Below are 24913 nucleotides of genomic sequence, written 5' to 3' on the forward strand. Positions count from 1 at the left end.
TTATCGGGCCGACGATAGAAGATACCGCGCTCGCGACAAAGCCGGGTTTTGGGATGTTTCCCCGAGGACGCGCGCCTGCAATCGAAGGGGAATAAACACCGGTTGCACCATTAACAGTGATGATACGTATATCATTATGCGAATATTGATATTGATGACGGACGATAAGGCGGTGGCCATTTCGTCGCCTGTCCCTATTTGGAGTTGTTTTTAAATCATGAGTCAAGATTCTTCTACCCATGCCAAAACTAGCGGCGCAGCGCAAGACCTTCTGCACGCACGTTACCAGCAGGCTGCATTCATTCCGGATGAACTGAACGCAACCATCGAGACGCTGTTCAATCATCGCTCAGTGCGCGCCTATACCGACGAGGCACTCAAGCCCGGCACGCTGCAACTGCTGGTTGCTGCCGCGCAATCGGCCTCTACGTCGTCCAACCTGCAGACCTGGAGCGTGGTCGCGGTCCAGGATCCGGCGCGCAAGGACCGGTTGGCACAACTGGCGGGCAATCAGGAACATATACGGCGCTGTCCGCTGTATCTGGTCTGGGTGGCTGATCTGGCGCGCTTGAAGACGCTGGGCGTCAAGCGAGGCGTCGCGCATGATGGCCTGACATATATGGAGGCTTTTCTGGTGGCCGCCATTGATTCTGCACTGGCGGCGCAGAATGCGGCAGTTGCTGCCGAATCCATGGGATTGGGCGTTGTTTACATCGGCGGAATGCGCAACCAACCCGAGGAAGTGGCCAAAGAGCTTGGACTGCCCGACTATGCATTTGCGACCTTCGGCATGTGTATCGGTTATCCAGACCCGGCCAAGCCCGCTTCAATCAAACCACGCCTTCCGCAATCGGCGGTTCTGCATAAAGAAACGTACGATGCATCAGCGCTTGATGACGCCACCCAAAGCTATAACGCCACCATGGCAGAGTTCTATAAGGCGCAGGGAATGAAGAACGACGCGGCGTGGGACATGCATTCGCTGAACCGGCTTCGCGGACCGCAAGCCCTCACTGGCCGGCACCGGCTGGTTGAAGCGCTCAATAATCTGGGGTTTGAGCTGCGATAGCCAATTTGGCGTTTGAGCAGCGAGAGCAGGGCGTGTTCAGTTCCTCAAGCCGAAGGATGAGTGTGCACGAAAAGCTATTTCAAATGTAATCATTCTGACTCGGCCCTTCGTTTTAAAAGGCCGCTGCCTGCAAGCCGCTCTGCCGAGCATGGCACGGTACGAGGCAGTCCAGCGTGACACGGCCTGCCCCGTACCGGACAACCGGCAGAGAACGGGCCACAAGCCGCCGCACAGCGCAGAAAAGCGCGAACAATGATATCCAGAAACGCGAATGACTGACTTATGCAAAAACGTTTGACGCCTTCCATTACTTCCCTTCAGTGTTTTGAGGCCGTAGCGCGACACATGAGTTTTACGCGTGCCGCTGAAGAAATGCATTTGACGCAAAGTGCCGTCAGCAAACAGATTGCACAGCTGGAGTCAATCCTGAAGCACCCGCTATTTCGCCGGGTCAGGCAGCGGTTGCAGTTGACGCCGGCAGGATTACTGTATCAGTCTGAAGTCAAGGAGATCCTGACGCGAATCGATATGTCGTCGCGGTATATCCTCTCTTATGGCAGCGAGACCCAGGTGTTGACTATCGGCACCCAGCCAACCTTCGGCGCCCGCTGGCTTATTCCCCGCATCAACCGCTTCATGAAGGAAAATCCGAGTATCCACATCAAGGTGCAGAGCGAGCTAAAGCCGTTTGATCTGGTGCAGGCCAAGATCGATATCGCTTTTTTTTACGGACGAGGCACGCTGCCGGGGGCCGAATGCAGGGAAATGTTTGAGGCAGGGATGATACCTGTGTGTCATCCCGACCTGATACCACCAGAAGGAATACACGAGCTGGCGTGTCTGGCCGATATGATTCTGATTCAATGCGCATCGCGTCCTGAGGCATGGCATGATTGGTTCTATCACCAGCATTTTCATACTGATAGCAGCTATAACGGCCCCAGGTTCGATACGTTCTATATGTGCATGCGGGCCGCACAGGCCGGTTGTGGCATTGCTATCGTGCCGCGCCTGCTGGTTCAGGAAGAACTGCGCGACGGCAAATTGATTATTCCATGGCATTATGAACAGCCAAGCGATGGATCCTACTTCGTCGCGTATTCAGAACACTCTGCAGAAGTACCCAAGATCAAGGCTTTTGTGGCCTTCGTTCAATCAGAGGTCGCCACCGGGCTATAACGGGTAGTGGAGAGTTCATGGAAACGATCTGGTGGCTAGATCCATGAAAAGCCGATAGTGCATGGATTCATGAAAAAGTGATAGTGGACAGGTTCATGAAAAGGCATGATGAATGAGTTCATGAAAAAAAGGAATGATGAGCCCATATTTTTTCATTTGGCTGACGCGATCGAACGTGCTTTAATTGCAGTCTTTGTTGCTTGCGTTCGAGATTAATCCGGTGAACCGGCAACCGGTCAGTACGGGTCACGGCGACTAAAGCTTCCCATAGAGCCCCTAGGATTTTCGCCTGCTGTTCCGGATATTCTCGCCTTGGCATCCCTGGCGTCATGCATCGCGTGCAGGCAGGGTGTCGGTAGTCATAACAGCAGAGAAGTGCATGAAGAACCTTGATCGCTACTATTCCATATCCGACTTTGAAAAGAAAGCCAGAAAGCTCATGCCGCGTTGCGTGGCGGGTTACGTTTGTGGCGGCACAGAGGACGAAGCCTCATTGTCGGAGAGCCTGGCGGTTATGAAGCGTATCGGGTTCCGACATCGGGGTCTGCGGCCGGTCGAGCAGCGTACGAGCGCGGTATCCCTTTTTGGACAGACCTACGCGATGCCACTGGGATTTGCACCCACGGGGTTTTCCGCTATCGTGATGCATGAATGTGATTTGACGCTTGCTACAGTGGCAACAGAGACCCGCATTCCGTTTGTGATCAGCGGAGCGTCGAACGTGCCGCTAGAGCATTTGCAGCAGGCCACAGGGAATCGATGCTGGTATCAGGCCTATTTGCCGGGGGATATTGCACGCATAGACAAGCTGCTGACGCGGTTGAAGCGGGCGCAAATTCCGGTGCTGGTTGTGACTATTGACACATGCGTAGCCGGCAACCGTGAGAACATCAAGCGGCTGGATTTTACCGTGCCCTTCAAAATAAGTCCGAGACTGATCCTGGACGGAATATTGCATCCGCAATGGAGTTTGAACGTTTTCATGCGAACGTTGATTAAAGGCGGTGTTCCCAGATTCTCCAATCTTTACGAGCAAATTGGCCCGCCCATCACGCAAGATCCGCCTAACGGATTTCGTGGCGGTCGCGACCGGTTATCGTGGGAGCATATGCGGTGGATACGCGATAACTGGGAAGGCAAACTCGTGCTCAAAGGAGTCATGCATCCGGAAGACGCCCGGGCAGCAGTCGTGGCAGGGGTTGATGGCCTGATCGTATCGAACCACGGCGGCAGGCAACTGGATGGCTCCATCTCACCGCTGCAAGCGCTGCCCGATATCGTTGACGCGGTTTCTGGCGCCATGCCGGTCATGATCGACGGCGGTTTCAGGCGCGGCGCCGACGTACTCAAGGCGGTTGCGCTGGGCGCCAGTATGGTGTTCACCGGCAGGCCACAATTATATGGAGCGGCAGTAGCGGGTAGCGCAGGCATTCAAAAAGTCGTCGATATTTTTCATTCCGAAATCGATACGAACATGGCCTTGCTCGGCAGCAGCTGTTTGCAAGAGCTGACAGTCGATTGTCTGCAAACGGTCGACGCTCCGCGACTCGCGCGATTGTGATCAAACGCTCAACAGAGCAAGAAAACGATGCGCCCGGCGCTGCCGGGCGATGATACTTTATTGGAGGAACCATGAAACACATAAAACACCAACTGACTAACCTGGCTGCCGTATTAGGGCTGCTGGCCGCACCGCTGACTTATGCGGCCGATGCCGCGACGGACTACCCAGCCAAACCCGTCAAGCTGGTTGTTGGCTACGCGCCAGGTGGCACAACGGACATCAGTGCGCGTTTGATGGCCGATATGCTTTCCAAGGAACTGGGTCAGCCATTCATCGTGGAAAACAAACCTGGCGCAAATAGCAATATTGGCGCCGAATATGTTGCCAAATCCAAGGCTGACGGCTATACGCTGCTGGTCGGATCAATTTCAACTGCAATTAATCCCTCTCTGTATTCGAAACTGGGATATGACCCTATGAAGGATTTTGCGGCAGTCGGCCTCTTGAATATTGTGCCCAATATTATGGCCGTCAATCCCAAGGTGCCGGTCAAGACTGTCAAGGAATATATTGAGTATGCAAAGAAGAACCCGGATGCGCTGACGTGCGCCTCGCCAGGCAGCGGTTCCTCGGCGCATCTTGGTTGTGAGCTGTTCAAAATGAAAGCCGGTATTTCAATTTTGCACGTGCCTTATCGTGGCAGCGGCCCGGCAGTAGCCGATTTGCTGGGCGGACAGGTTTCTTCGATTTTTGATAACCTGCCCCCATTGCTGCCTCATGTGCGCTCAGGCAAACTTACCGGACTGGCTGTGACCACCGCAGAACGTGTACCGTTCGCTCCGGAAATTCCGACGATTGCCGAGTCCGGGGTAGCAGACTTTAACGTGGCCGCCTGGTTCGGTATATTGGCCCCCGCGGAAACGCCGCCGGCGATTATCGAGAAAGTCAATGTGGCGCTTAACAAGGCACTTGCAGATCCCGCATTGATCGAAAAGTACAGCAATAATGGCTTCTTGATGCCCACTGCACCCAACACACCGGCTTCATTCAAGGCATTCGTCCAGAGCGAAGTGAACAAATGGGGTGAGGTTGTGAAGGCAACAAACCTGAAAATAGACTAACGCCGGATCGTGCAGGCCGTGCTCATTGCGGCCTGCCGTTTCGGTGCGGTGGGGCCGGATTCTGTGAGATGCCACCTGATCAAAGGTGAGGCCCCTGCCGACCAACACAGCAGGGCCTCGGAATTCGGTTCATCGATACACGCTCTTCGACCTGCCGATGGCCTTGCGGCAGACCAAACAAGGTCGCAAAGAAATCCATGTTCTGCCGTGGACGTAATCACATATGGCGTGCAGTCTTGTCTTTCGAACGGAATGCTGACACATCAATAGAAAGCGGTTGTGGCGGGATGAAACAGTGGCTGGGCGCTTTGTTCGCTTGGGTTGTTTGATGATGTAAAAAGAGTTGACACTTTTACATCGTATTTGATAGGCTACGGCTCACTATGAACATGAGCACGACCGAAAACACAATCAATAAACAAGAGACTCAAATTCCCTTGGCGGACACCGTGTTCCAACGCATTCTGGATGCCATATATGACGGCAGATTAGCTCCGGACAGTGTCATTAATGAAGCATCAATGGCGCAAGAGTTCGGCGTAAGCCGAGGCCCCGTGCGCGAAGCCATCCGGCGGTTGCAGGGCATTCAGCTTGTTACTCGTGAACCATACATCAAGGCGCGGGTTATGTCACTCTCGGCTGAATCCGCACTGGAACTGTTCCAGATGCGTATGGCCCTGGAGGGCATGGCATGCAATCTTGCGACACAACGCATGTCGGATCAGGAGATAGCCGCACTGCTCAATGAGATGGAGCAAGACCGCCAACTGCGCGCCACCGGAGCCGAGCCGCCCCGGATATTTGATTTTCACGAGCGTATTGTCCGCGCTTGCGGCAACCAGCGAATTATCGCGGCGCTCTGCAGCGATCTGTATCATCTGCTTCGCATTTATCGTCGGCACTCGGGCACCGTGCTTGAGCGTAAGGATGACGCATACGCCGAACATTGGCAGATTGTGCGGGCCATAAAAAGCCGTGATGGAGATCTGGCTGAGTCCCTGATGCGCTCACATATTGAACGTGCGGCAGCGCACCTTGTTCATCATTTGCCGGTTTAGGCGATTGATGAGTCTGCGACGATTTGATGACGCGGCTGCGGGGGCGGTTTTACCACGGTAAGCGGAGCCCGATGGGGTCTGCTCGTCTCTGTTTCTACAGAAGCGCGATGGCCGCTTCCAACTCTTCTCGACTGAGCTTTTCAGTAATCAGCACCAGAGCACCTTGCTGCTGCTCTTCAACGGCACGGCGCAGTTGTCGGGGCGCGCTAAAAAGGTGGTGCACGCCATGAACGGCGTAGTAGTCGCCATCCTCCATGCGCAGGATGCCCTTGGCGCGCAGCAATGCTTCGCCGTGCTGTCGTTGCATGACATGGACCCAGTTGGCATAATCTTCCCAGCATACTGGCTTATTGATGTGAAAGGTGTGCGCCGTAATCCCATATCTGAAAACGTGTCCCAGCAAAGAAGTTCGGTCACTTATGGCCGGCAACTGCTGAGGCCGGTCATCTGTATTCGCGAGTAGCCGGCCTATTCCCGCTGCGTCCAGCGTCGGTCCGATTTGTATTTCGGCATGAGGGTTGCGAAGGCTCAGGTCCTGTTGCAGATTCCCGATTGCTGAAGGATTTTCCAGCAGATCGGTCTTGGTGAGAATGAGATGATCTGCTACGGCAAGCTGGGTCGCCGCCTCGCGATAGGAACTGATGGCTTCCAGCCCATGAATGGCGTCGATCGTGGTAATGATGCCCGCCAGGCGGAATCGGCGTGCAATAGCGGGATCGCCGCCAATCGCGTTGATAATGGCGCCCGGGTCGGCGAGCCCGGAGGTTTCGATGACAATCCGGTCAAAGTGAGGTATCTCTTGTCTGAGCCGGCGGTAATAAAGCGACTCCAGGCTTTCCTGCAAGGAGCCGCTCATGGCGCAGCACAGGCATCCGGAATCCAGCAAAACAATGTCGGTATCGCTGGACTGATCCACCAGCAGATGGTCCAGTCCAACTTTACCGAACTCGTTAATAATGACGGCGGTATCGGAGAACTCGGGACGATGTATTAAGCGGCTCAACAGGCTTGTCTTCCCGCTGCCGAGAAACCCCGTTAGCAGAAAGACAGGCGTCGGTTGCGAAGTGATCGAGCCTGTTCGGTCGGACATTAGACGAAACCTTTCGCGTTAATAGTCATGCTGCGCCACGTTCTGAACCCGGCAGCTCGCGCAAATAATCAGCAACTTCTGCAGTTGGGATCACATCTGCGTACTTGCAATTCATATCGAACAAGTTGACCGCGTGGCTTGCCTGGAACCGGTCGAAGGTCGCCTCTTCTGGAATGATTACCTTGAAATTATATGAATATGCATCGACCGTTGTCGCGCGCAGGCAGCCAGAGGTGGCGCAGCCTACTAATATCAGCGTATCGACATCGAAAAAATTCAGATGGCTCATGAAGATGGTGCCGAAAAAGCATGAGGGTTTCTGTTTGGTAATTCGGATATCCTGCGGGCGTGGCGCCAGCGGGGCAACGGTTTCGGTGGCGTGGGTATTGGCCACAACGGTTTTTTCACCGCCACGATGGTTTTTTCCAACCTGAACGCCGCTATCCAGAAGGTCAGGCCGACGGCCACTTTCTGTATAAAAAACTGGAATGTTCTTTTCGCGGGCCAGTTCAAGCAAAGGCACCATGTGCGCGACAGCGTCCCAGGCCTCTTTGCCGCAATGCGTGCGGTATTGCTTGAGGCCTTCCAAAATGTCTTGTGGCGTATCGCCGCAAAAATTGTATTGCACATCGATGATAAACAGAGCAGGGCGTTTGCCGAAGCCGCCACGTTTGCCGTAGCCGGCGGCCTGGAAAACCTGTTTGTCGCGCTCGGTGAGGAAATCTTCCCAAATCCGCTTGGTTTCACTCATGTTTGTTCCTATAAATCAAAGTTGGGTTATTAAGGATTCAGGCGACGCAGGAAGCGCCCGCCTGGGAGATTGCTAGCGTCTTGCGTGATCTTCCCATCCACGGCAACGGTCCGGCCCCGCACCAGTGTTCTGACCGGCCAGCCTTTGAGTGTCATTCCTTCGTAGGGTGAGTAGTCAGAGTTGGACTCCAGCGTGTCAGGATCGACCGTTTTCTCAAGATTTGGATCGACAATCAACAGGTCTGCGTCTTTGCCGATTTCTATGCTGCCTTTGTCCGGCATGCCGTAAATCTTCGCGGCATTTTCACTTGCGACTTTGATCAAGGTTTCAAGCGGAACCTTGCGCTTGTGATAGCCCTCGTGCAGCAGGATGGGCAAAATCATGCCGGTACCCGGAAAACCATTGCTGGCTGCCCAGATGTCCTTGTCTTTTGTTTCACGCTTGCGAGGCACATGATCCGAGCCAATGGTCGTTACCGAGCCGTCCAGCACGCCTTCCCACATTGCTTCGACGTCGTCCTGCCCGCGAACGGGCGGATTGACTTTGGCATAGGTGCCGGCAGAGGATTCGTCGTTCAGAAAAAGATAGTGCGGACATGTTTCGACGTACATGGGCGGCGCGTTCGGGGTAAGCCGGTGGCGGCGTACTTCGTTCAGCGCTTCGCGGCTGCTCAGATGCACAATGTTGACGGGGGTGCCGGTCTTTGTGGCGAAGTAGCACACGCGATGCACGTTTTCCGCTTCCAAGAAATCGGGACTTTGTTCGTTCCATGCTTTCAAGTCGTCACGTCCGGCGGCCCGCAAGGGATCGCGCAGCAAGGGGATCACTTCCACGTTCTCGCAGTGCACGCCGAGCACCGCGCCAGGAATCTTGGCTGTTTCGCGCAGCGCGGCGAACAACAGGCCGTCGTCGATGTCAGTGAAACCTTTGGACAAGCCCGATGCGCCTTTGTACATCATGTAGAGCTTATAGGAAGGGACGCCAAACTGATGGGAGATCTCGCTCAACGTTTCAACATGCAAATGACTGGTAATGCCAAAATGAAAGCCGAAATCAATACAGCTTTGATTCTGTGCGCGCTCGCGGACGGCATCAAATGAGTCGCGTATGTCTGCTGAACGATGGAATGATAATACGGTTGTCGTGCCGCCCAGCGCAGCAAAGCGAGACTCAGTCTCGAAATCTGTCTCAGGAGAGCCGAAACCGAAATGCACATGCGGGTCAATAACGCCGGGCAATGTCCAGAGCCCCTCACAGTCTATCGTTTCCGCTGCCTGGAGGCGGGCGTTGGGCTCGACAATGAGTGCAATGCGGCCATTGCGTATTCCGATCTGGCCTGGTGTCAGGCCCTTGCCAGGCAGCATGATTTGGGTATTGGTCAGTACGAGGTCCAGTTCCATAGTGTCGTCTTCAGTATTGTTAAGTGTTGAGCCGGGGGTGTGCAGTATCGGGTTAATCGTTTGCTTGCAGGAAGCCGCGAAGCACGCTGCGGGGAATGCCGCCTTCCATGATCAGGTGTCGCTCTGCGGCCGTCAACACTTGCGGGCGTACCTGGAAGCGGATTTCGCGACCATCCTGTCGGGCGCTGACGTTGATGAGTTCGCTGTTCGTAATTCCTGCTTCAACGTTTTCGAAATGGAAAGATTCGCTGCCGGTCAGACCCAGTTGTCGCCAACCTTCTCCTTCCTGGAACGCCAAAGGCAGAACTCCCATGCCGACCAGGTTGGCGCGGTGGATGCGTTCATAGGACTCGGCAATTACCGCCTGTATTCCCAGCAGGGCGGTGCCCTTTGCTGCCCAGTCGCGGCTGCTGCCGGTGCCGTATTCTTTGCCGGCCAGGATAATTGTTGCATGGCCTTCCTGTTGATAGCGCGTTGCCGCCTCAAATATCGTCATTTCTATGTCGTCCGGAAAATACCGGGTAAAGCCGCCTTCAACTTCCGGCACCAATTGGTTTTTAGTGCGGATATTGGCGAATGTCGCGCGTGTCATGATTTGATAATTGCAGCGACGCGCAACGTAGCTGTTGAAATCGCGTGGCGTGATACCGGCCTCCAGCAGGTACTGGCCTGCGGGAGTATCGCTGGGTATCTCGCCCCCGGGAGAAATATGGTCTGTTGTCAAGGAATCGCCGAAGGCGGCCAGAACGCGGGTGGCATCCAGTGATTGCGCCAGCCTGGCCAGTCCGTCGCCATCTGACGGATGCTTGAAAAAGGGGGGCTCAATGAGGTAATGCGAGTCGGGATTCCAAGGGAACAGCACTCCCTCGGGGGCATGCATATCGCGCCACATTTGAGTATCGATCACTGCACTGTGATATGTCTCGGAAAAAGTCTCTGGCTTGCCGGCCAGCGGCAACAAGGCGGCTATGTCATCCGGCGTTGGCCAAACGTCCTGCAGATAAATGGCTTTGCCGTTGCTGTCGTGGCCCACGGGGTCACGCTCAAAATCGATGTCGATTCTTCCGGCAAGTGCATAGGCCACGACAAGCGGCGGTGCACCGATATAATTGGCGCGGATCAGTTTGTGTATACGACCTTCAAAGTTTCGATTGCCTGACAGCGCGGCTGCGACGACAAGCCCTTTCTTTTCGATCTGCGCTATGACCGCGTCATCCAGTGGCCCGGACTTGCCGCCGCAAGTCGTGCAGCCATATCCGATCAGATGGAATCCAAGCGTTGCCAACGGTTGAAGCAGGCCGGCATCTTCCAGATATCGTGTGACAGTGCGTGAGCCCGGTGCGAGCGACGTTTTGACCCATGCCGGGACAGTCAGCCCGAGCGCTACGGCTTTACGGGCGATCAACCCTGCGGCGAGCATAACGCTTGGGTTAGAGGTATTGGTGCACGAGGTAATGGCAGCCAGTACGACAGCGCCGTGATCGAGCTCGTCGATGCTGGAAATATACGAGCGCGGCGGGCGGGTGGCGTTGTTGTGCGCGCCGAATCCGTCTTCGGACAGGGGCTTATCCAGCCGGCGCCTGAAGTCAGCAGCGACGGCATGGATTGGCAGCCGATCCTGCGGCCGACGTGGCCCGGCAACCGAGGGTTGTGCGCGCGACAGGTCGATTTCCAGCACGCGACTGTACCGGGGTTCCTGTTCAGGCGAAGACCGGAAAAGCCCATTGGCTTTGCAGTAGGCTTCAATCAGATGCACGTGCGCCGGGTCGCGGCCCGAACTGAGCAGATACTCAAGTGTTCGAACATCGACAGGAAAGAAACCACAAGTGGCACCATACTCGGGAGCCATGTTTGCGATGGTGGCGCGTTCCTGGACTGACAGGGCCGGCAGCGCGGGGCCGAAGAATTCAATCATGGTTCCCGTAACCCCTTCCATGCGCAGCGCCTCAGTAATAAGCAAAGCGGCATCTGTTGTCATGGCAGGGGGCGCGATGCTGCCGACCAGCCTGACGCCGACTACCTCTGGAATAGGGAAGGTATAGGCATGTCCCAGCAAAGCCGCTTCCGCGTCGATACCACCCACGCCCCATCCCAGCACGCCAAGCGCATTGATCATTGGCGTATGCGAGTCGCCGCCGATGACAAAGTCCGGATACAGCCAGGCGCCGTCTTTTCGCTCGTCTTTCATGACTACAGAGGCAATGTACTCCAGATTGACCTGGTGGATGATACCTGTGCCGGGGGGAAATACACGCAAGCCGCGGAACGCTTGTTGTGCCCATTTCAGAAACTCATAACGTTCGTTGTTGCGCTCAAATTCACGACGCAAATTAAGCGACATCGCGTCTGCATTCTTCCAGTTGTCCACCTGCAGCGAATGATCCACTATCAGGTCAACGGGAACTTGAGTGTCGACGGTGGCGGGGTCCCCGTTATTGCGCGCCACGGCATCGCGCAGTGCTGCCAGATCCTGAAGCACCGGCAGGCCACTGGAGTCAGGCAGAATAACCCTGGCCACGTGTAACGCAAGTTCGGCGCCGACGTTTTCATTCCACTTGAGCAGGGCAGCGACTTCGTTTTCGGTAATGTTGGCGCCCCAGCTCTTATGGCGACAGACGTTCTCCAGAAGCACGCGTATGACGTACGGAAAGGCGGATAGGTCCTGTCCGGATGCCGCTGTAATGTCGTGTATGTTGGTATAGCGCAGGGACTGCTGTTGGATCTGTATTTGTTTTGTCATGGCATAGACTTGTTGGCGCATGAAGGATTTCATAAGGTTAAATTTAACGCCTGAAATTGTCAACAGTTTTCCCGGTGAAGGCAGATTTTGTCATCTATCAGTCAATCTAAATATATTCAATAAAAATTTAATATTGTTAATTATCAATCGATTATATACATAAAGTGCCTGGAGATGTATCGAGCATGCAGTGGTTTGAAAATTAAATTGATCAAAAGAGTTGACAGTTTAGTGAATGGATTGATATTCTGTTGGGCATTCGGGGGCGATAAGTGTTTAACGCCTCTCACGATTCGTGAAGACAGTCTTTATGTTTACTTTTGTGGGAATGGACAAAGAATGAATAGTGCCAGCAAGTTTCGGGCGTTACTGAAAAGTGAAGCCTTTATCGTTTCACCCGGAGTCTACGATGGCTATAGCATACGTCTGGTCGAAGCCGCCGGCTTTAAGACGGCATGCACCAGCGGGGCTGCGATCTCCAATTCACTGCTCGGCGTGGCTGACATCGGCGTTATGGGACTGGCAGAGAATGTCAACCATTGCCGCAATCTGGCGCGTTCGGTCTCTATCCCCCTGACGGCGGATGCAGATACCGGTTACGGCAACCCGGTAAACGTATTTCACACCGTCCGGTTGTTTGAAGAGGCCGGTGTGGCGGGAGTCAATCTTGAAGATCAGGTCAGCCCCAAGCGTTGCGGGCACATGCCCGGCAAAGATGTCATCAGCGAAGCCGAGATGGTCAAGAAAATCGAGGCGGCATGTCTGGCGCGTCACAATGACGACTTCGTGATCGTGGCTCGTACGGATTCCCTGGCAGTAGAAGGAATCGAAGGCACGATCCGACGAGCCAAGGCTTACGCAGCGGCGGGTGCCGATATGCTGTTTCCGGATGCTGTGCGCACCGAGGACGACATCCAGCGAATTGTCGATGCGGCGGGCATCCCGGTGAGCGTCAATATGGGCTTCGGCATTCGCGCGCGCCCCACCACGCCCCTCATTCCACTGCCCCGATTAAAGGAAATGGGTGTCAAGCGCATCAGCCTTCCGCGCATGTTGCCGGCCGCAGCAATTCACGCAATGCAGCAGGCCTTGGGCGTGATGCAGGAAGTGATTGCCACGGGCGAGCCGGCAGATCGACCGGATTTGCTTGTGGGCATTGAAGACATTATGAAGCTCATGGATTATGAAAACATGCGCGCCCTGGAAAAACGCCTGACGACTCTGGATCAGTGAGGAGCGCGGATGTGTGCTGAACGTGTCGCCGTCATTACCGGTTCGGCTTCGGGTATAGGGCTGGCGCTCGCTCAGCGCTTGCTAGGCGCAGGCTGGACGGTATGCGGGATCGACTGTCAGCCCTGGCCGATGTCGGCTTGCCCAGCCTATACGCATTATTCGTGCGATCTGACGGACCACGCTAGCATCGACGCAATGGTGACACAGCTGCCGGGGCAACTGCACGCTTTTGTGCATTGTGCCGGAGTCATGCGTAGCGGCGGGGCTTTTGATTCGCAGCCACAAGAAACGGAGTTGCTGTGGCGCCTGCATGGTGCCGCGCCATTGGCTCTGGTCGGCCATCTTGGCCCGCGTCTGGTCGAGAGGCTGGGACGAATTGTGCTGGTCTCAAGTCGTGCCATGCTGGGTCGTGCACGCCGAGCAGCATATGCAGCTACCAAGGCTGCACAGGTCGGTATGGCGCGTAGTCTTGCGGCCGAACTCATCGGGCGCGGCATCACGGTAAATGTGGTGGCGCCTGGGGTGGTCGATACGCCGATGCTGAACGATTCGGCGCGCGGCGCAGCCCCCGTGCTTGATCTGCCGTTAGGTCGCCTGATTCGCCCCGACGAAGTGGCCGCGACCATCGCCTTTTTTCTTTCGCCCGAGGCTGGTGCGATCACAGGGCAAACGCTATACGTGTGCGGTGGCGCATCCATAGGAGCAGCATCGGTATGACAGTCAACGCTGACCTTTCCGGGCATGTCGTTGTCATCACTGGTGCAGCCGGTGACCTGGGCTGGGGAATCGCCCAAGCATGCCTGGGCGCTGGAGCGCGGGTCGCGTTGGTTGACCTGGATGCTGAAGGACTTGCCCAGCGCAGCGGCCAGGACGATGAGCGCCTGTTGCGTTTGCCCTGCGATGTGGCAGATTCCGAACAGGTACGTCGTGTGATCGATGCTGTACTGGCGCGCTGGGGACGCCTTGACGTGTTGGTAAATAATGCCGCGGTCGTGACGCCCGGCGAGAAGTTGGGCGACCTGTCCCTTGAGCACTGGCAGCAGGCGTTGGACATCAACCTGACCGGGGCGTGGCTGATGTGCAAGTTTGCACTGGGGCCCATGCGACGTGCCGGTCGGGGCTTAGTGCTCAACATTGCGTCGCAGTTGGGCAGTGTTGCCGCGCCGGGACGAGGCGCTTACGGCACCAGCAAGGCAGGGTTGATCGCGCTGGCACGGGCTATTGCAGTGGATCACGCTGACGAAGGCGTTCGGTCCGTGAGTTTGTCGCCCGGCGCGGTATTGAGCAGTCGAGTGTTGCGCCGTTATGGCGATGCCGAGACGGCGCGTCATATGCTGGCCTCACGCTATCCAGTCGGACGCCTGGGGGAAGTAGAAGACATCGCCCAAATGGCCTTGTTCCTCATGAGTAAAAGCGCTTCGTTCATGACGGGCGTAGATGTACGTGTAGATGGGGGATATACCGCAATATAGCGGCGATCCGTTCTGTTTTACATTTTTATTAACTACATTGATTCACGCACAGAGAGACACACGAATATGAGAAAGTTCTTCACTGCCGGCGCCAGCTTGCGTCGTACTCTGCTCAAAAGCACCGCGCTGGGTTTACTGGCCGGGCCGCTGGGTATATTTGCAATGACCGGCGCGGCGGCTGATGATGGCGTGGCGGGCTATCCCTCGCGTCCCGTTACAATCGTTGTTCCGTTTCCCGCCGGTGGCGCCACGGACATTACCGCGCGCCTGGTTGCCGATGGGCTTGCCAAAAAGTGGGATCAATCGGTTATTGTTGAAAACCGTCCGGGTGCCGGTGGTAATCTCGGTTCGGAATACGTGGCTCGCTCAAAGCCGGATGGTTATACACTGGTTCTGGGCGTGACAGGATCCCATGGGATCAACGTCTCGCTTTATAAAAATATGCGCTACGATCCGATCAAGGATTTTGAGCCCATTACCCAGGCCACGCTGTATCCCAATGCCATCGTGGTCAATAACAAGGTCCCTGCTGACAATCTGACCGAGTTGATCGAACTCCTGAAGACAGAGGACGAGGGAAAGTATTCCTACGGCTCGGATGGCAATGGTACAGCGTCGCACTTGGGCATGGAGTTGCTCAAGAACCGCAGCGGATTTGAGCTATTGCACATTCCCTATCGCGGTAGCACTCCAATGGTGACCGATTTGCTGGGTGGTCAGATTCAAGTCGGTATTACCGGCCTGCCGGCAGTACAGGCTTATGCCAAAAGCGGCAAACTGAAAATTGTTGCGCTCACGACCGCCGATCGCTTTGACAGTGCACCCGACTACCCTACGGTAGCGGAACAAGGATTTCCTGGCTTTGCCGCACCTCCATGGTCAGGCTTTTTTGCGCCCAAGGGTACGCCCAAGGCACTGATCGAAAAAATCGCTGCCGACATGCGTGAAGTCATGGCCGACCCACAAGCCAAGGCGAAGATGATCGGAGCGGGCAGCGAATTCAAACCTTCCTCGCCCGATCAGTTTGGCACGTTTGTCGACGAGGAAATTACCAAGTGGGCCGAGGCGGTGAAAATTTCCGGTGCTCGCGTGGAGTGAAATCGATTTTTTCACAATGGCACGCTACAAGTAATAAGTAAGTTGATCTGTTCACTTGCTCTGCCGAGATATTCGGGAAGAGCGACAAAAGACGCAGTCGCAAGGTTATTCGCCCGGCTTTTGCGTCTTTTGTTTTTGACGGGGTAACTATGTGGTCTTTTTTCCGCAAGAAAGCCGGATTTCACGATTGGTTTCGGACGAGTAGATGCATTGACCTTTTGCGAGAGTCTACAAGAACTGACTTTGTATATCGGTAAATTTATGCTTTCCTCTATGTCTCCGGCGAGCAGTACATGAACGGGCTTAACATAGACAGCTCAATGGCTCATCTTGGATACGGTGAGTAGCACATACGGTATTCGCGGTGAAAAAAGCGCTGACCGCCCGGGCAGCAGTTTGCCTGACCAGATATCTGGTTCGACAGATGACACTATTAGTTGATTTTCAATCCCAGGTCATTAATTACTTTGTGCCAGCGTGTGATCTCGGTATCAATGAAAGCATTTGATTGCTCCCTGGTCGATGACTTGGGGGTTGCGCCAAACTCAGCCAGTTGTTTGATAAACGATTCGCTCTTGAGTACTTCATTGACCTTGATGTTTAATTCGTCGAGATATTGAACGGGCGTCTTTGCGGGCGCTAGTAAGGCGAACCAGCTAACAACATTAAAATCGGCATAGCCTTCTTCAGCCATCGTGGGCACGTCAGGAAATTCCTTGAAACGCTGCTGAGACGTTACCGCCAACGGACGCAGTGCACCGCTTTTTATATGCGGCATCATCACGGCCACATTATCGAACATCATTTCCACTCTTCCTGCAATTAAATCCGAAAGTGCGGCTGAGCTTCCTTTGTAGGGCACATGAAGAATATTCACCCCAGCATCTTTCTTATAGACTTCGCCTGCCAAGTGCTGACCGGTTCCAGCACTTGCAGAAGCAAAATTAATTTCACCAGGGTGCTGCTTTAGATAGGCAGTCAGCTCATCCACCGATTTAACCGTCAACTTGGGATTGACGACCAGAACATAGGGTGAAGTGGCGACCATACCAATTGTGGCGAAGTCATTCTTTGCGTCAAAGCTCAAGTTGGAATACAAGGATGGGTTAGTCGCGTGAGTACTGGCTACGAACAGCAAAGATTCGCCGTTAGGCGTTGCGCGTGCTACTGCAGATGCCGCTATATTTCCGCTTGCCCCGGGTCTGTTTTCAACAACAAACTCCCGATGCATCTGTTTTGACAGTTCATTTGCTAACGCGCGCGCCATCACGTCCGTGGCGCCTCCTGGCGGAAACCCGACCATGACACGGATGGGATTCTGGGCGAAAACTGAGGTCGGGGATAATACCGTGGAAATTACAGACGCGCTAATTGCCATTGTCTTCAGTATGGCGTTGATACAGGTTTTCATAAGCGTTCCCTATTAATTTATTATGCAGGCTGCCATAGGTAGATGTTCTCTGCCGGCGTTACTCGTCCAACGCCGACACTATTGCATCAATCATGTAACAACGATAGCGCCTTGGCCAAGTCCTTGTTGCCCTTGGTTTTTATCGCTTCCGCTCCTGTAGCTTCATCTTCGTAGCGTCCATAGTAGTCGCCCATCGTTGATGTTCTCAGCATATGGCGGATTTCCGAACGATCGAAATCTCCTACCGCCAAATGAGTCAAGCATCGGTTATCCCACATCACAAGATCTCGGACAGACCAACGATGACGGTAGACAAACTTGGGAGAAACAGCGTGCTCGGACAGGTATTTAATCAGGGGGGCGCTTTCGGCTTCTGTCATGCCCACGAATCTGCGAGTCCGGGGGTTCACGTATAGCGCTTTGCGCTCGGACTCCGGATGGGTACGAATGGCGGGATGGATGACCGGCGGGTTCAGTCGGGCAAACTCTGCGACGATCTCCGGCGGTCGTTTTGCGGTAATTAGATTGACGTCATGGACGGCTTCCAGGCCATCCAGGAATTGTTGCAGCACAGGGGACAGTGTTTCGTAGGCATCGTACATATTAGCGAACATCGTATCGCCACCCACGGAAGGTTTTTCTATGCAATAAACAAGCGTCGCTTTGGCTGGCCTGATTGTATAGGACAGGTCCGTATGCCAGTTTTGTCCTCCGGTAGAGCCGGGAGGCACCTTGCCATTAATCGGTTTGTTCGAAAGCATGAATATCTCATCATAATCAGGATGCCGGTTAAATGGCTGGCTGGAAAAATTGTCCAGCTCCCCAAAATTACGGCTGAATGCAAGTAGCGATTCGGGGTTCAGGTCCTGATCGGGGAAGACCAGTACTTGGTGCCGAGTCCACGCATCTTTGATGTCAAGGATCTGCTGTTCGGTCAGTGGCTTGGAGATATCTACGCCGGTTATTTGAGCGCCTAGTGAATAACCCACGGGTTTGATCTGAATTTGCGCCATTGTCGTCTCCATAAGAATTTGCATAAATACATCTATTTAATACTAACCTTGTTTTATGTATTTTGTCGACATTAAATGTTAGGCGAAATTTATGGCCGCAGCCAGATAATTGTCGCTAAAATAGAACAAACTGCATAAAAAGGAATCGCATGAAACATCAAGATGCCTACTTTCAGAATGAAGCTATCCAGATCGGCCGTCATGCAAAAACATTGCCGGAACAGGTCGCAGAACAGCTTTTGAAAGCCATCCAGGAAGGTGTCATCGAGCCAGGCGAACGCATGAAGGAAGAGACCTATGCGGAACGTTTTGCTGTCAGCCGCAGCACCATACGGGAAGCCATGTCGATTCTTGAGCGACACGGTGTGGCCGAAAGGATCCCGCGATATGGCGTTCGGGTGACTGCCTTCGACCCGCTTGAAATTGAGCAAATCTTTATTATTCGTGCTCAATTGCTCGGATTGGCTGCGCGTCTTGTGGCGGAGAAGCATTCGCCAGATACCCTGGAGCAGTTACAGGCTGGTGTTGCTCAATTGAAAAAGTTAGCCAATGACCCGAAAACCCAGCCGGTGGATTACATGGAAATATCTGTCCACATGCAGCGGATTCTAATGTCGGCAAGCGGTATAAAACGTCTTCATACGATGTATGAGGCGCTGAGCGATCAGGCGCTATGGCGCTTTGCAATTAGAGAAAAGGCGGTTAGCTTCCGTACACAAAAGCGCAGAAAACAGTCAGCTTCCGATTGGGCAGCGGTGGTTGCAGAAGTTTCCAATGGCAACGGTGCAACTGCGGAGAACGCCGCCAAATCGTTGTTACACAGTTCCTATCTTGCTGTGAAGGAAACGCTCTCCTTCAAAGACATAAATAAAGAGCAGGACCCGGCTTAAAAATTGCGCTATTGGTTGCGGCTACCGAACGTATCAATAGCCCGGTTCATTTGAATTTTCTCAGCAATTCCATCCAGTGGAATTGCGCTTGTGATTGTCAGTCAGGCGGAAGGTAGAATTCTTGAATAATAAAACGACAATGACAAGGAGATAACAATGAAGATGAATGACAAGCGTAGAGCGATTCTGATCCAGGGCGCGGCGGCTATGGTTGGCCTGCCTTTCGCTGCTCGGGTATTTGCCGCAACAGCAGAAGCAGTTGGCTATCCTGAAAAGCCGATAAAGATTGTGGTGCCATTTGCACCTGGCGGCCCGACCGATCTGATGGCTCGGGCGATCTCGAGGCCCATGAGCGAGAACCTGGGGCGGACCATTGTGGTCATCAATAAGCCAGGCGGCACAGGTGTCATTGCGCTCAGTGAAGTGCGCAACGCACCTGCCGATGGTTACACCCTGGCTTTTCCTTCTATCCAGGCCGTTACGACTCCGGCGCTGCGTTCTGATTTTCCATTTGATATGACCACTGACTTTACCGGCGTTTCTGTGGTGGGCTATATCTCGCATCTGCTCGTGGTCAATGTAAAAACGCCCGTAAACACTTTGAGCGAATTCATTGACATGGTCAAAGCCAAGCCCTCCGCCTATTTCTATGGCTCTTCGGGCAATGGATCGTCCGGGCACTTGGCGATGGAGATGTTCAAAGACCGGGCGGGCATCGCACTGGAGCACACGCCGTATAAAGGTGCTGCGCCCGCTATTCAGGACCTTTTGTCGGGCAGGATTCACGCCATTTTTCTGGATACTACGGTTGCCTTGCCCTTGTTGAAAGACAATAAAATCAAGGCGTTGGCCGTGCCCACGGCAAAGCGTTCACCGCTGGTGCCAGATGTGCCTACGATCGCTGAACAAGGTTTTCCGGGATTTGAGATTCATCCCTGGTATGGCCTGCTCGCCCGGGCGGGAACTGATCCGGCCATCATCAGCAAGCTAAATGAACATGTAAAAAAAGCACTGGCCGACCCTCGAGTGGCAGAGACATTTAAATCGATGGGTATCGAACCGGGTGGCAATAGCGTGGAAGCGTTCAATCAAGTCATTAGGGAAGATCTGAAAACCTGGCATGGGATTGCCAAAAAGCTTAATCTGAAAATTCAATAGACCTACTATGCACATCATCATTCCTGAAGATTATCAAGATTGCGTTCGTGATCTGGACTGTTTCAAAAAACTGCGATCGCATGAAGTGACTGTCTACAATGACAGTTGTAAAGATCCGGATGAACTGGTGCGACGCTTTGCACACGCCGATGCGTTGGTGCTGACCCGGGAAAGAACGGTGTTGACAGAAGACATGCTCAGACAATTGCCCCGGTTAAAGCTCATCAGTCAAATAGGCAAGGTGGCAGGGCACATTGATCTTGAGGCCTGCCGTCGCCTGGACATTGCCGTGGCGCAGGGAGCCGGATCGGGCACCGCGACGGCAGAGCTTACCTGGGCGTTGATCCTGGCCAGCCGCCGGCATATCGTGGCCGAGGCCAATCGTCTTAAGCAGGGCTTGTGGCAGGGAAGCCTTGGTCAGAAACTACACGGCCACAGGTTGGGCATATGGAGCTATGGCAGAATTGGCGAGCAGGTTGCGCGATATGGTCGAGCCTTCGGCATGAACGTTTGGGTCTGGGGCAGATCAGGATCGACAGATAAAGCCCGATCCGACGGCTTTGAAGTGGCGCCTTCCCGGGAACATTTTTTTGCACAAAGCGACATCGTTTCCCTGCATATCCGTCTTAATGATGAGACGCAGGGTATCGTAAAAGAAACCGATCTAGCCAGAATGGGCACCCACGCGTTGATCGTCAATACCAGCAGGGCAGAGCTGATTCAAACCGGCGCGCTGCAGAATGCGCTGGTTAATGGCGCTCCCGGCTTTGCTGCCGTTGACGTCTATGAGGAGGAACCGGTCACCGCCTCGCCGCTGCTTAATATGCCAAATGTATTGTGTACCCCGCACTTGGGGTATGTAGAGCGAGACAATTATGAAAGTTATTTCGCAACTGCGTTTGATAATATCAACCACTTTTTTGCTGGCGAGCCAACAAACCTGGTGTGAGCGCACACTCAAAATGAGCAGCACAAGGCACCGTGCTGCTGGAGCATTCCTGGAAACATGGATGTTCAGAAGAGGCAGAACGGCAAATAGGGCTGATTTTAGGATATTCGGAAGAGGATATTCGCTTTTATATGAGAATACAAAGCGCCGCCGCTTTATTGAATATCGAGAGCTGGTTGACCTTGGAAAATAGATCCCAGAGCAGGGGGTTGTTGAGGCAAACAAATTAAGAAATGAGATATTGGAATTGACGCGAAGGGGCAGCAGTCGCATCGCGAAAAGTATGCGAAGGCATTGAAACCCGCTGGGTGATTATGGCCTTATATGAAAGCCTACAAGGCAGGCAGTTTATTCAATTGCACGTTTGATCAACTGAATGCTTCTGAAAAAAATCAGTTTATAAAGCAATTATTGACTCCAGCGGTAAGTCGGACGAGTACTCGACACGGATTACTTCTGTATTGGGCAAATATGACAGAGGCCTATTTGTCGTTTCAATTGTCATTGTCGCATGACGGGGTCGCATAGCCGGACGCTGGTCATGAACCTGCCCCCTTTACTGCATCCTCAATGTATCCAGAAACTTGGTAGCTGCGGCCGATAGCGAGCGCCCGCTACGCGTCAATATCCCAATGTCCCGATACACTACTGGCCGACCCAGCTTGAGTACCGCCAGCCCCGTACTATCCATCAGCCGCAAAGCCAAACGGGGAATAGGCGCGATACCGAGCCCGGCCGACACCATTGCACCAACCACCGAAATATTTGTTGCCTCGTACTTGGGCTGGATAGACAAGCCAAGATCTGCATACACCTGATCTACGATGGGGCGAATGCTGCTTGCCGAGCCACTGGCGACGATTGGGCGCTCGGCCAGTACGTTCCAATCGACCTGCCGGCGCTTTGCCAGGGGATCTTTGCGGCTGCAGATCAGTACGAAATCGTCTCGTGTAAAGGGTTCGAATACGACTTGTCCCTGTGGGCCTGGGGCAACCGATATGCCAAAGTCTGCCCGCCCGTCAAAGACCATCTCCCGCACGAATTCGTTCGATAGAGGTACCAATGAAATGGTTACTCGCGGATATGACTGTTCGAACTTGAACATGGTTTCTGGCAGTAGCGCAGCGGCCGATGGCAGGCAGGCGATCGTGATCAGACCCTTTCGCCCGGCTACAAATTCAGACAGATCGCTCAATGAATCGTAGAACTCGGCAACAATGCGGCGAGCGATTGGCAATAGCTCTTCCCCAGCGCGCGTCAACCCTACTTGGCGGGTATTGCGGTCGAACAGCCGCGTTACCAATTTCTGTTCGGCAGATTGGATGGTACGGCTGAATGCTGGTTGTGATACATGGAACCGTTCAGCCGCGCGATGGAAATTACAGGTTTCTGCGAGCAACAAAAATGCTTCCAATTCGTGGACAGTCAATGTTGAGCGCATCGGGTACTCCGGCTTATTGATAATTTATTAACATCAAATTGATAAGATAAATTCACTTCCGATATCAGTGTGCCCTATCTACACTGTCCGCACAAGTAATGACAACGAAGGCAAGCCCGGCGAGTTATCGCATTTGCTTATTTGCCACTAATCCAAGGAGACCTGATGAAATCGATTTTCTACTTGTGCGCTGCGCTGTCCATCGCCATGGCTCAATCGGCCGTAGCCCAGCCTTATCCTTCCAAGCCCATTAGAATGGTTGTGCCGTTCGGCGCTGGCAGCGGCACCGATCAGGTTGCGCGAGCACTGGCCCATGCGATGGGGCAAGCGGATAAAATCACGGTTGTGGTTGAAAACCGGCCGGGCGGCAACGGTTTTATTGCTGCACAAGATGTCGCAAATGCAAAGCCTGACGGATATACGATGCTATTGACAACCAATAGCACTCATGCCGCCGCCGAACATTTATACAAGAACGTGCCGTACGATCCGGTTAAGGACTTCACGCCAGTCGCCTTGCTGCGCAAAGGATATCTGGTGATGGTCACAAAGCCGGACTTTCCGGCTACCACGGTCGCCGATTTTACTATTCAGGCAAAGAAAGAACCCGGCAGGCTTAATTTTGGTAGCGGTAGTTCTTCGTCACGTGTTTCTTCCGAGTTATACAAGCAGATCGCTGGCGTGGATCTGGTCCACGTTCCCTACAAAAGCAATCCAAACGCGCTCAATGATTTGATGGGCGGTTTGCTTCAGGTGATGTTTGTCGATACCTCTTCTGCAGTCAACCTTATCAAAAGCGGAAAGTTGCGTGGCCTCGCTGTCAGCAGCCAGCGGCGACTGGAAATCCTGCCCATGCTGCCGACGATGGAGGAGGCCGGCGTCAAAGGGTACGAAATGTCTTACTGGACTGCCGTCTATCTGCCGGGCAATGCCTCGCCTGAAGTCACGGCGCAGTTAAGCCAATTGCTCAAGAAGGCGATGAATTCACCAGAATTGAAGCAATTGACGGAGAAAACCGGCACCGAAGTGGCCTTTGGTGATGGCGAGGTCCTTAAGCGGTTCCAGGCCTCTGAAACCGAGAAATGGGCCAGGATCATCAAGGCCGCAGGCATCCAACCGGAGTAAGCGGATTAATTGGAGTAATTGCATGACAAAAAAAAGCATACGTGTCGCAGCCGGTTCGGGCTTTTCCGATGACCGTCTTGAGCCGGCACTGGAATTGGCCCGACATGGTGATATCGATTATCTGGTATTCGAATGCCTGGCTGAACGGACGATTGCCCGTGAAACACTGACCCGTCTTAAAAATCCCGAAGCGGGGTACTCACCCTATCTCGTCGATCGCATGCGCATGGTCTTGCCAGACTGCATGCAGCGCGGGATACGGATTGTGACCAATATGGGCGCCGCCAACCCGCTATATGCAGCCCGGATTGTTCGTGAACAAGCGCAGCAATTGGGGCTGGAAGCGCCAAATGTTGCTTCTATTGTCGGCGATGATGTGACCGAGGTTATCCGCGCCAATCCACAACTGCCTTTGCTGGAAAGCGGTGAGCCGGTGGAGTCACTGCTGCCTCACCTGGCGGCGGCGAACGCCTATTTGGGGGCAGATATTGTCAGTGATGCGCTCAGGCAGAACGCGCAGATTGTCGTGACTGGTCGTGTGGCCGACCCGTCACTTTTCCTTGCCTGCATGTTGCATGGTCTGGGCTGGTCTTACGACGATTACACGCGACTTGCAGCCGGTACGTTTGCAGGTCATCTGATGGAATGCGCCGCTCAACTGACCGGTGGTTGTTTCGCCGACTTGCCTCGTAAATTCGTACCGGATATGGCCCGTATTGGATTTCCTTTTGCGGATATCGATGTCGACGGCAACGTCCGGTTCGGCAAAGTGAATGGCTCCGGCGGACGACTGGATATAGCCACCTGCACGGAGCAGGCCCTATACGAAATGCACGATCCGGCAAGTTACATCACGCCCGATTGCGTTCTTGATATTACCCAGGCGGAATTTGCACAGCTGGCCGAAAATCGTGTGCAGATGATGGGTGCACGCGGGCGCCCACGCACCCCCAGCTATAAAGTCGTGGTTGGCTACCACGATGGCTGGATCGGCGAGGGTGAGGTTGGCTATGCCGGCCCGCATGCATTGGCTCGGGCGCGCATGTCCGAACAAATCGTACGTGAACGTCTGACTTTGCGAGGATTCACATATCCCGAAATCCGAGTCGATTACATTGGGGTTTCCAGCCTGCACGGCGAGCTGCCCGACCGGCCAGAACCGTATGAGGTCCGCTTGCGCGTCGCGGCACGCAGCCACGATCGCAAGGCAG

The 24913-nt window shown here is 54.0% G+C and carries 21 protein-coding genes; 14 read left to right on the forward strand and 7 right to left on the reverse strand.

The window, feature by feature from the left end:
• The first annotated feature begins 217 nt into the window (after positions 1 to 217).
• The 5 genes from INT32_RS15045 (at position 218) to INT32_RS15065 (ending at position 5931) form a co-directional block, all read left to right on the forward strand.
• The gene (locus INT32_RS15045; RefSeq protein ID WP_226817092.1) at positions 218 to 1069 is read left to right on the forward strand and encodes an NADPH-dependent oxidoreductase; all 852 of its coding nucleotides are present in this window, start codon (positions 218 to 220) and stop codon (positions 1067 to 1069) included.
• 282 nt (positions 1070 to 1351) lie between these two features.
• Positions 1352 to 2248 carry a LysR substrate-binding domain-containing protein gene (locus INT32_RS15050; RefSeq protein WP_193089536.1) on the forward strand — a complete coding sequence of 299 codons (897 nt, stop codon included), beginning with the start codon at positions 1352 to 1354 and terminating at the stop codon, positions 2246 to 2248.
• Between the two features lie 379 nt (positions 2249 to 2627).
• On the forward strand, positions 2628 to 3809 hold the full coding sequence (locus INT32_RS15055; RefSeq protein ID WP_193089537.1) for an alpha-hydroxy acid oxidase: 1182 nt from the start codon (positions 2628 to 2630) through the stop codon (positions 3807 to 3809).
• A 71-nt stretch (positions 3810 to 3880) separates the two neighbouring features.
• Positions 3881 to 4873, forward strand: coding sequence for a tripartite tricarboxylate transporter substrate binding protein (locus INT32_RS15060; RefSeq protein ID WP_100699298.1), 993 nt, complete (start codon positions 3881 to 3883; stop codon positions 4871 to 4873).
• A gap of 383 nt (positions 4874 to 5256) precedes the next feature.
• Positions 5257 to 5931 (forward strand): GntR family transcriptional regulator, encoded by a 675-nt coding sequence (locus INT32_RS15065; RefSeq protein ID WP_192871362.1) that lies wholly within the window; start codon positions 5257 to 5259, stop codon positions 5929 to 5931.
• Positions 5932 to 6025: 94 nt separating this feature from the next.
• On the opposite strand, the gene INT32_RS15070 is transcribed toward INT32_RS15065, so the two are convergent.
• From INT32_RS15070 to acnA, 4 genes are read right to left on the reverse strand one after another with little or no spacing between them, the layout of a single operon-like run.
• Positions 6026 to 7021, reverse strand: a complete 996-nt coding sequence (locus INT32_RS15070) for a GTP-binding protein (RefSeq protein ID WP_193089538.1) — start codon at positions 7019 to 7021, stop codon at positions 6026 to 6028.
• A 25-nt stretch (positions 7022 to 7046) separates the two neighbouring features.
• Positions 7047 to 7772: an isochorismatase family protein gene (locus INT32_RS15075; protein WP_193089539.1), complete on the reverse strand. Its 726-nt coding sequence runs from the start codon at positions 7770 to 7772 to the stop codon at positions 7047 to 7049.
• A 29-nt stretch (positions 7773 to 7801) separates the two neighbouring features.
• Positions 7802 to 9172 (reverse strand): dihydroorotase family protein, encoded by a 1371-nt coding sequence (locus tag INT32_RS15080; RefSeq protein WP_100699295.1) that lies wholly within the window; start codon positions 9170 to 9172, stop codon positions 7802 to 7804.
• 52 nt (positions 9173 to 9224) lie between these two features.
• Positions 9225 to 11933: an aconitate hydratase AcnA gene (acnA, locus tag INT32_RS15085; RefSeq protein WP_226817094.1), complete on the reverse strand. Its 2709-nt coding sequence runs from the start codon at positions 11931 to 11933 to the stop codon at positions 9225 to 9227.
• A gap of 318 nt (positions 11934 to 12251) precedes the next feature.
• Between acnA and INT32_RS15090 the strand changes: the two genes are divergently transcribed.
• The 4 genes from INT32_RS15090 (at position 12252) to INT32_RS15105 (ending at position 15715) form a co-directional block, all read left to right on the forward strand.
• Positions 12252 to 13145: an oxaloacetate decarboxylase gene (locus INT32_RS15090; protein WP_100699294.1), complete on the forward strand. Its 894-nt coding sequence runs from the start codon at positions 12252 to 12254 to the stop codon at positions 13143 to 13145.
• Positions 13146 to 13154: 9 nt separating this feature from the next.
• Entirely contained in the window at positions 13155 to 13862 is a 708-nt protein-coding gene (locus INT32_RS15095; protein WP_100699293.1) for an SDR family NAD(P)-dependent oxidoreductase, read from the forward strand.
• Positions 13859 to 14617, forward strand: a complete 759-nt coding sequence (locus INT32_RS15100; RefSeq protein ID WP_193089540.1) for an SDR family NAD(P)-dependent oxidoreductase — start codon at positions 13859 to 13861, stop codon at positions 14615 to 14617. Before INT32_RS15095 ends, INT32_RS15100 begins: the two co-directional genes overlap by 4 nt.
• A gap of 66 nt (positions 14618 to 14683) precedes the next feature.
• Positions 14684 to 15715: a tripartite tricarboxylate transporter substrate binding protein gene (locus tag INT32_RS15105; protein ID WP_100699291.1), complete on the forward strand. Its 1032-nt coding sequence runs from the start codon at positions 14684 to 14686 to the stop codon at positions 15713 to 15715.
• Between the two features lie 433 nt (positions 15716 to 16148).
• Here INT32_RS15105 and INT32_RS15110 read toward each other — a convergent pair whose 3' ends face one another.
• Together INT32_RS15110 and INT32_RS15115 are read right to left on the reverse strand one after the other, a co-directional pair.
• Entirely contained in the window at positions 16149 to 17126 is a 978-nt protein-coding gene (locus INT32_RS15110) for a tripartite tricarboxylate transporter substrate binding protein (protein ID WP_193089541.1), read from the reverse strand.
• Between the two features lie 86 nt (positions 17127 to 17212).
• Positions 17213 to 18139: a TauD/TfdA family dioxygenase gene (locus tag INT32_RS15115; protein WP_193089542.1), complete on the reverse strand. Its 927-nt coding sequence runs from the start codon at positions 18137 to 18139 to the stop codon at positions 17213 to 17215.
• Between the two features lie 149 nt (positions 18140 to 18288).
• On the opposite strand from INT32_RS15115, the gene INT32_RS15120 reads away from it, so the two are divergent.
• From INT32_RS15120 to INT32_RS15130, 3 genes are all read left to right on the forward strand, one after another.
• Positions 18289 to 19029: a GntR family transcriptional regulator gene (locus INT32_RS15120; RefSeq protein WP_100699288.1), complete on the forward strand. Its 741-nt coding sequence runs from the start codon at positions 18289 to 18291 to the stop codon at positions 19027 to 19029.
• Between the two features lie 156 nt (positions 19030 to 19185).
• Entirely contained in the window at positions 19186 to 20187 is a 1002-nt protein-coding gene (locus INT32_RS15125; RefSeq protein ID WP_100699287.1) for a tripartite tricarboxylate transporter substrate binding protein, read from the forward strand.
• A 7-nt stretch (positions 20188 to 20194) separates the two neighbouring features.
• Positions 20195 to 21136 (forward strand): D-2-hydroxyacid dehydrogenase family protein, encoded by a 942-nt coding sequence (locus INT32_RS15130; protein ID WP_193089543.1) that lies wholly within the window; start codon positions 20195 to 20197, stop codon positions 21134 to 21136.
• 556 nt (positions 21137 to 21692) lie between these two features.
• On the opposite strand, the gene INT32_RS15135 is transcribed toward INT32_RS15130, so the two are convergent.
• Complete coding sequence (locus INT32_RS15135) at positions 21693 to 22577, reverse strand: LysR family transcriptional regulator (RefSeq protein ID WP_193089544.1); 885 nt, start codon at positions 22575 to 22577, stop codon at positions 21693 to 21695.
• A gap of 165 nt (positions 22578 to 22742) precedes the next feature.
• Here INT32_RS15135 and INT32_RS15140 point away from each other — a divergent pair, with 165 nt between their 5' ends.
• Positions 22743 to 23702, forward strand: a complete 960-nt coding sequence (locus INT32_RS15140) for a tripartite tricarboxylate transporter substrate binding protein (RefSeq protein ID WP_100699284.1) — start codon at positions 22743 to 22745, stop codon at positions 23700 to 23702.
• A 22-nt stretch (positions 23703 to 23724) separates the two neighbouring features.
• Positions 23725 to 24913: acyclic terpene utilization AtuA family protein (locus tag INT32_RS15145; protein WP_193089545.1), on the forward strand; the 1189-nt coding region annotated here is incomplete at its 3' end.

It is taken from the genome of Advenella sp. FME57 (genome assembly GCF_014897675.1).
Lineage (GTDB): Bacteria > Pseudomonadota > Gammaproteobacteria > Burkholderiales > Burkholderiaceae_B > Advenella.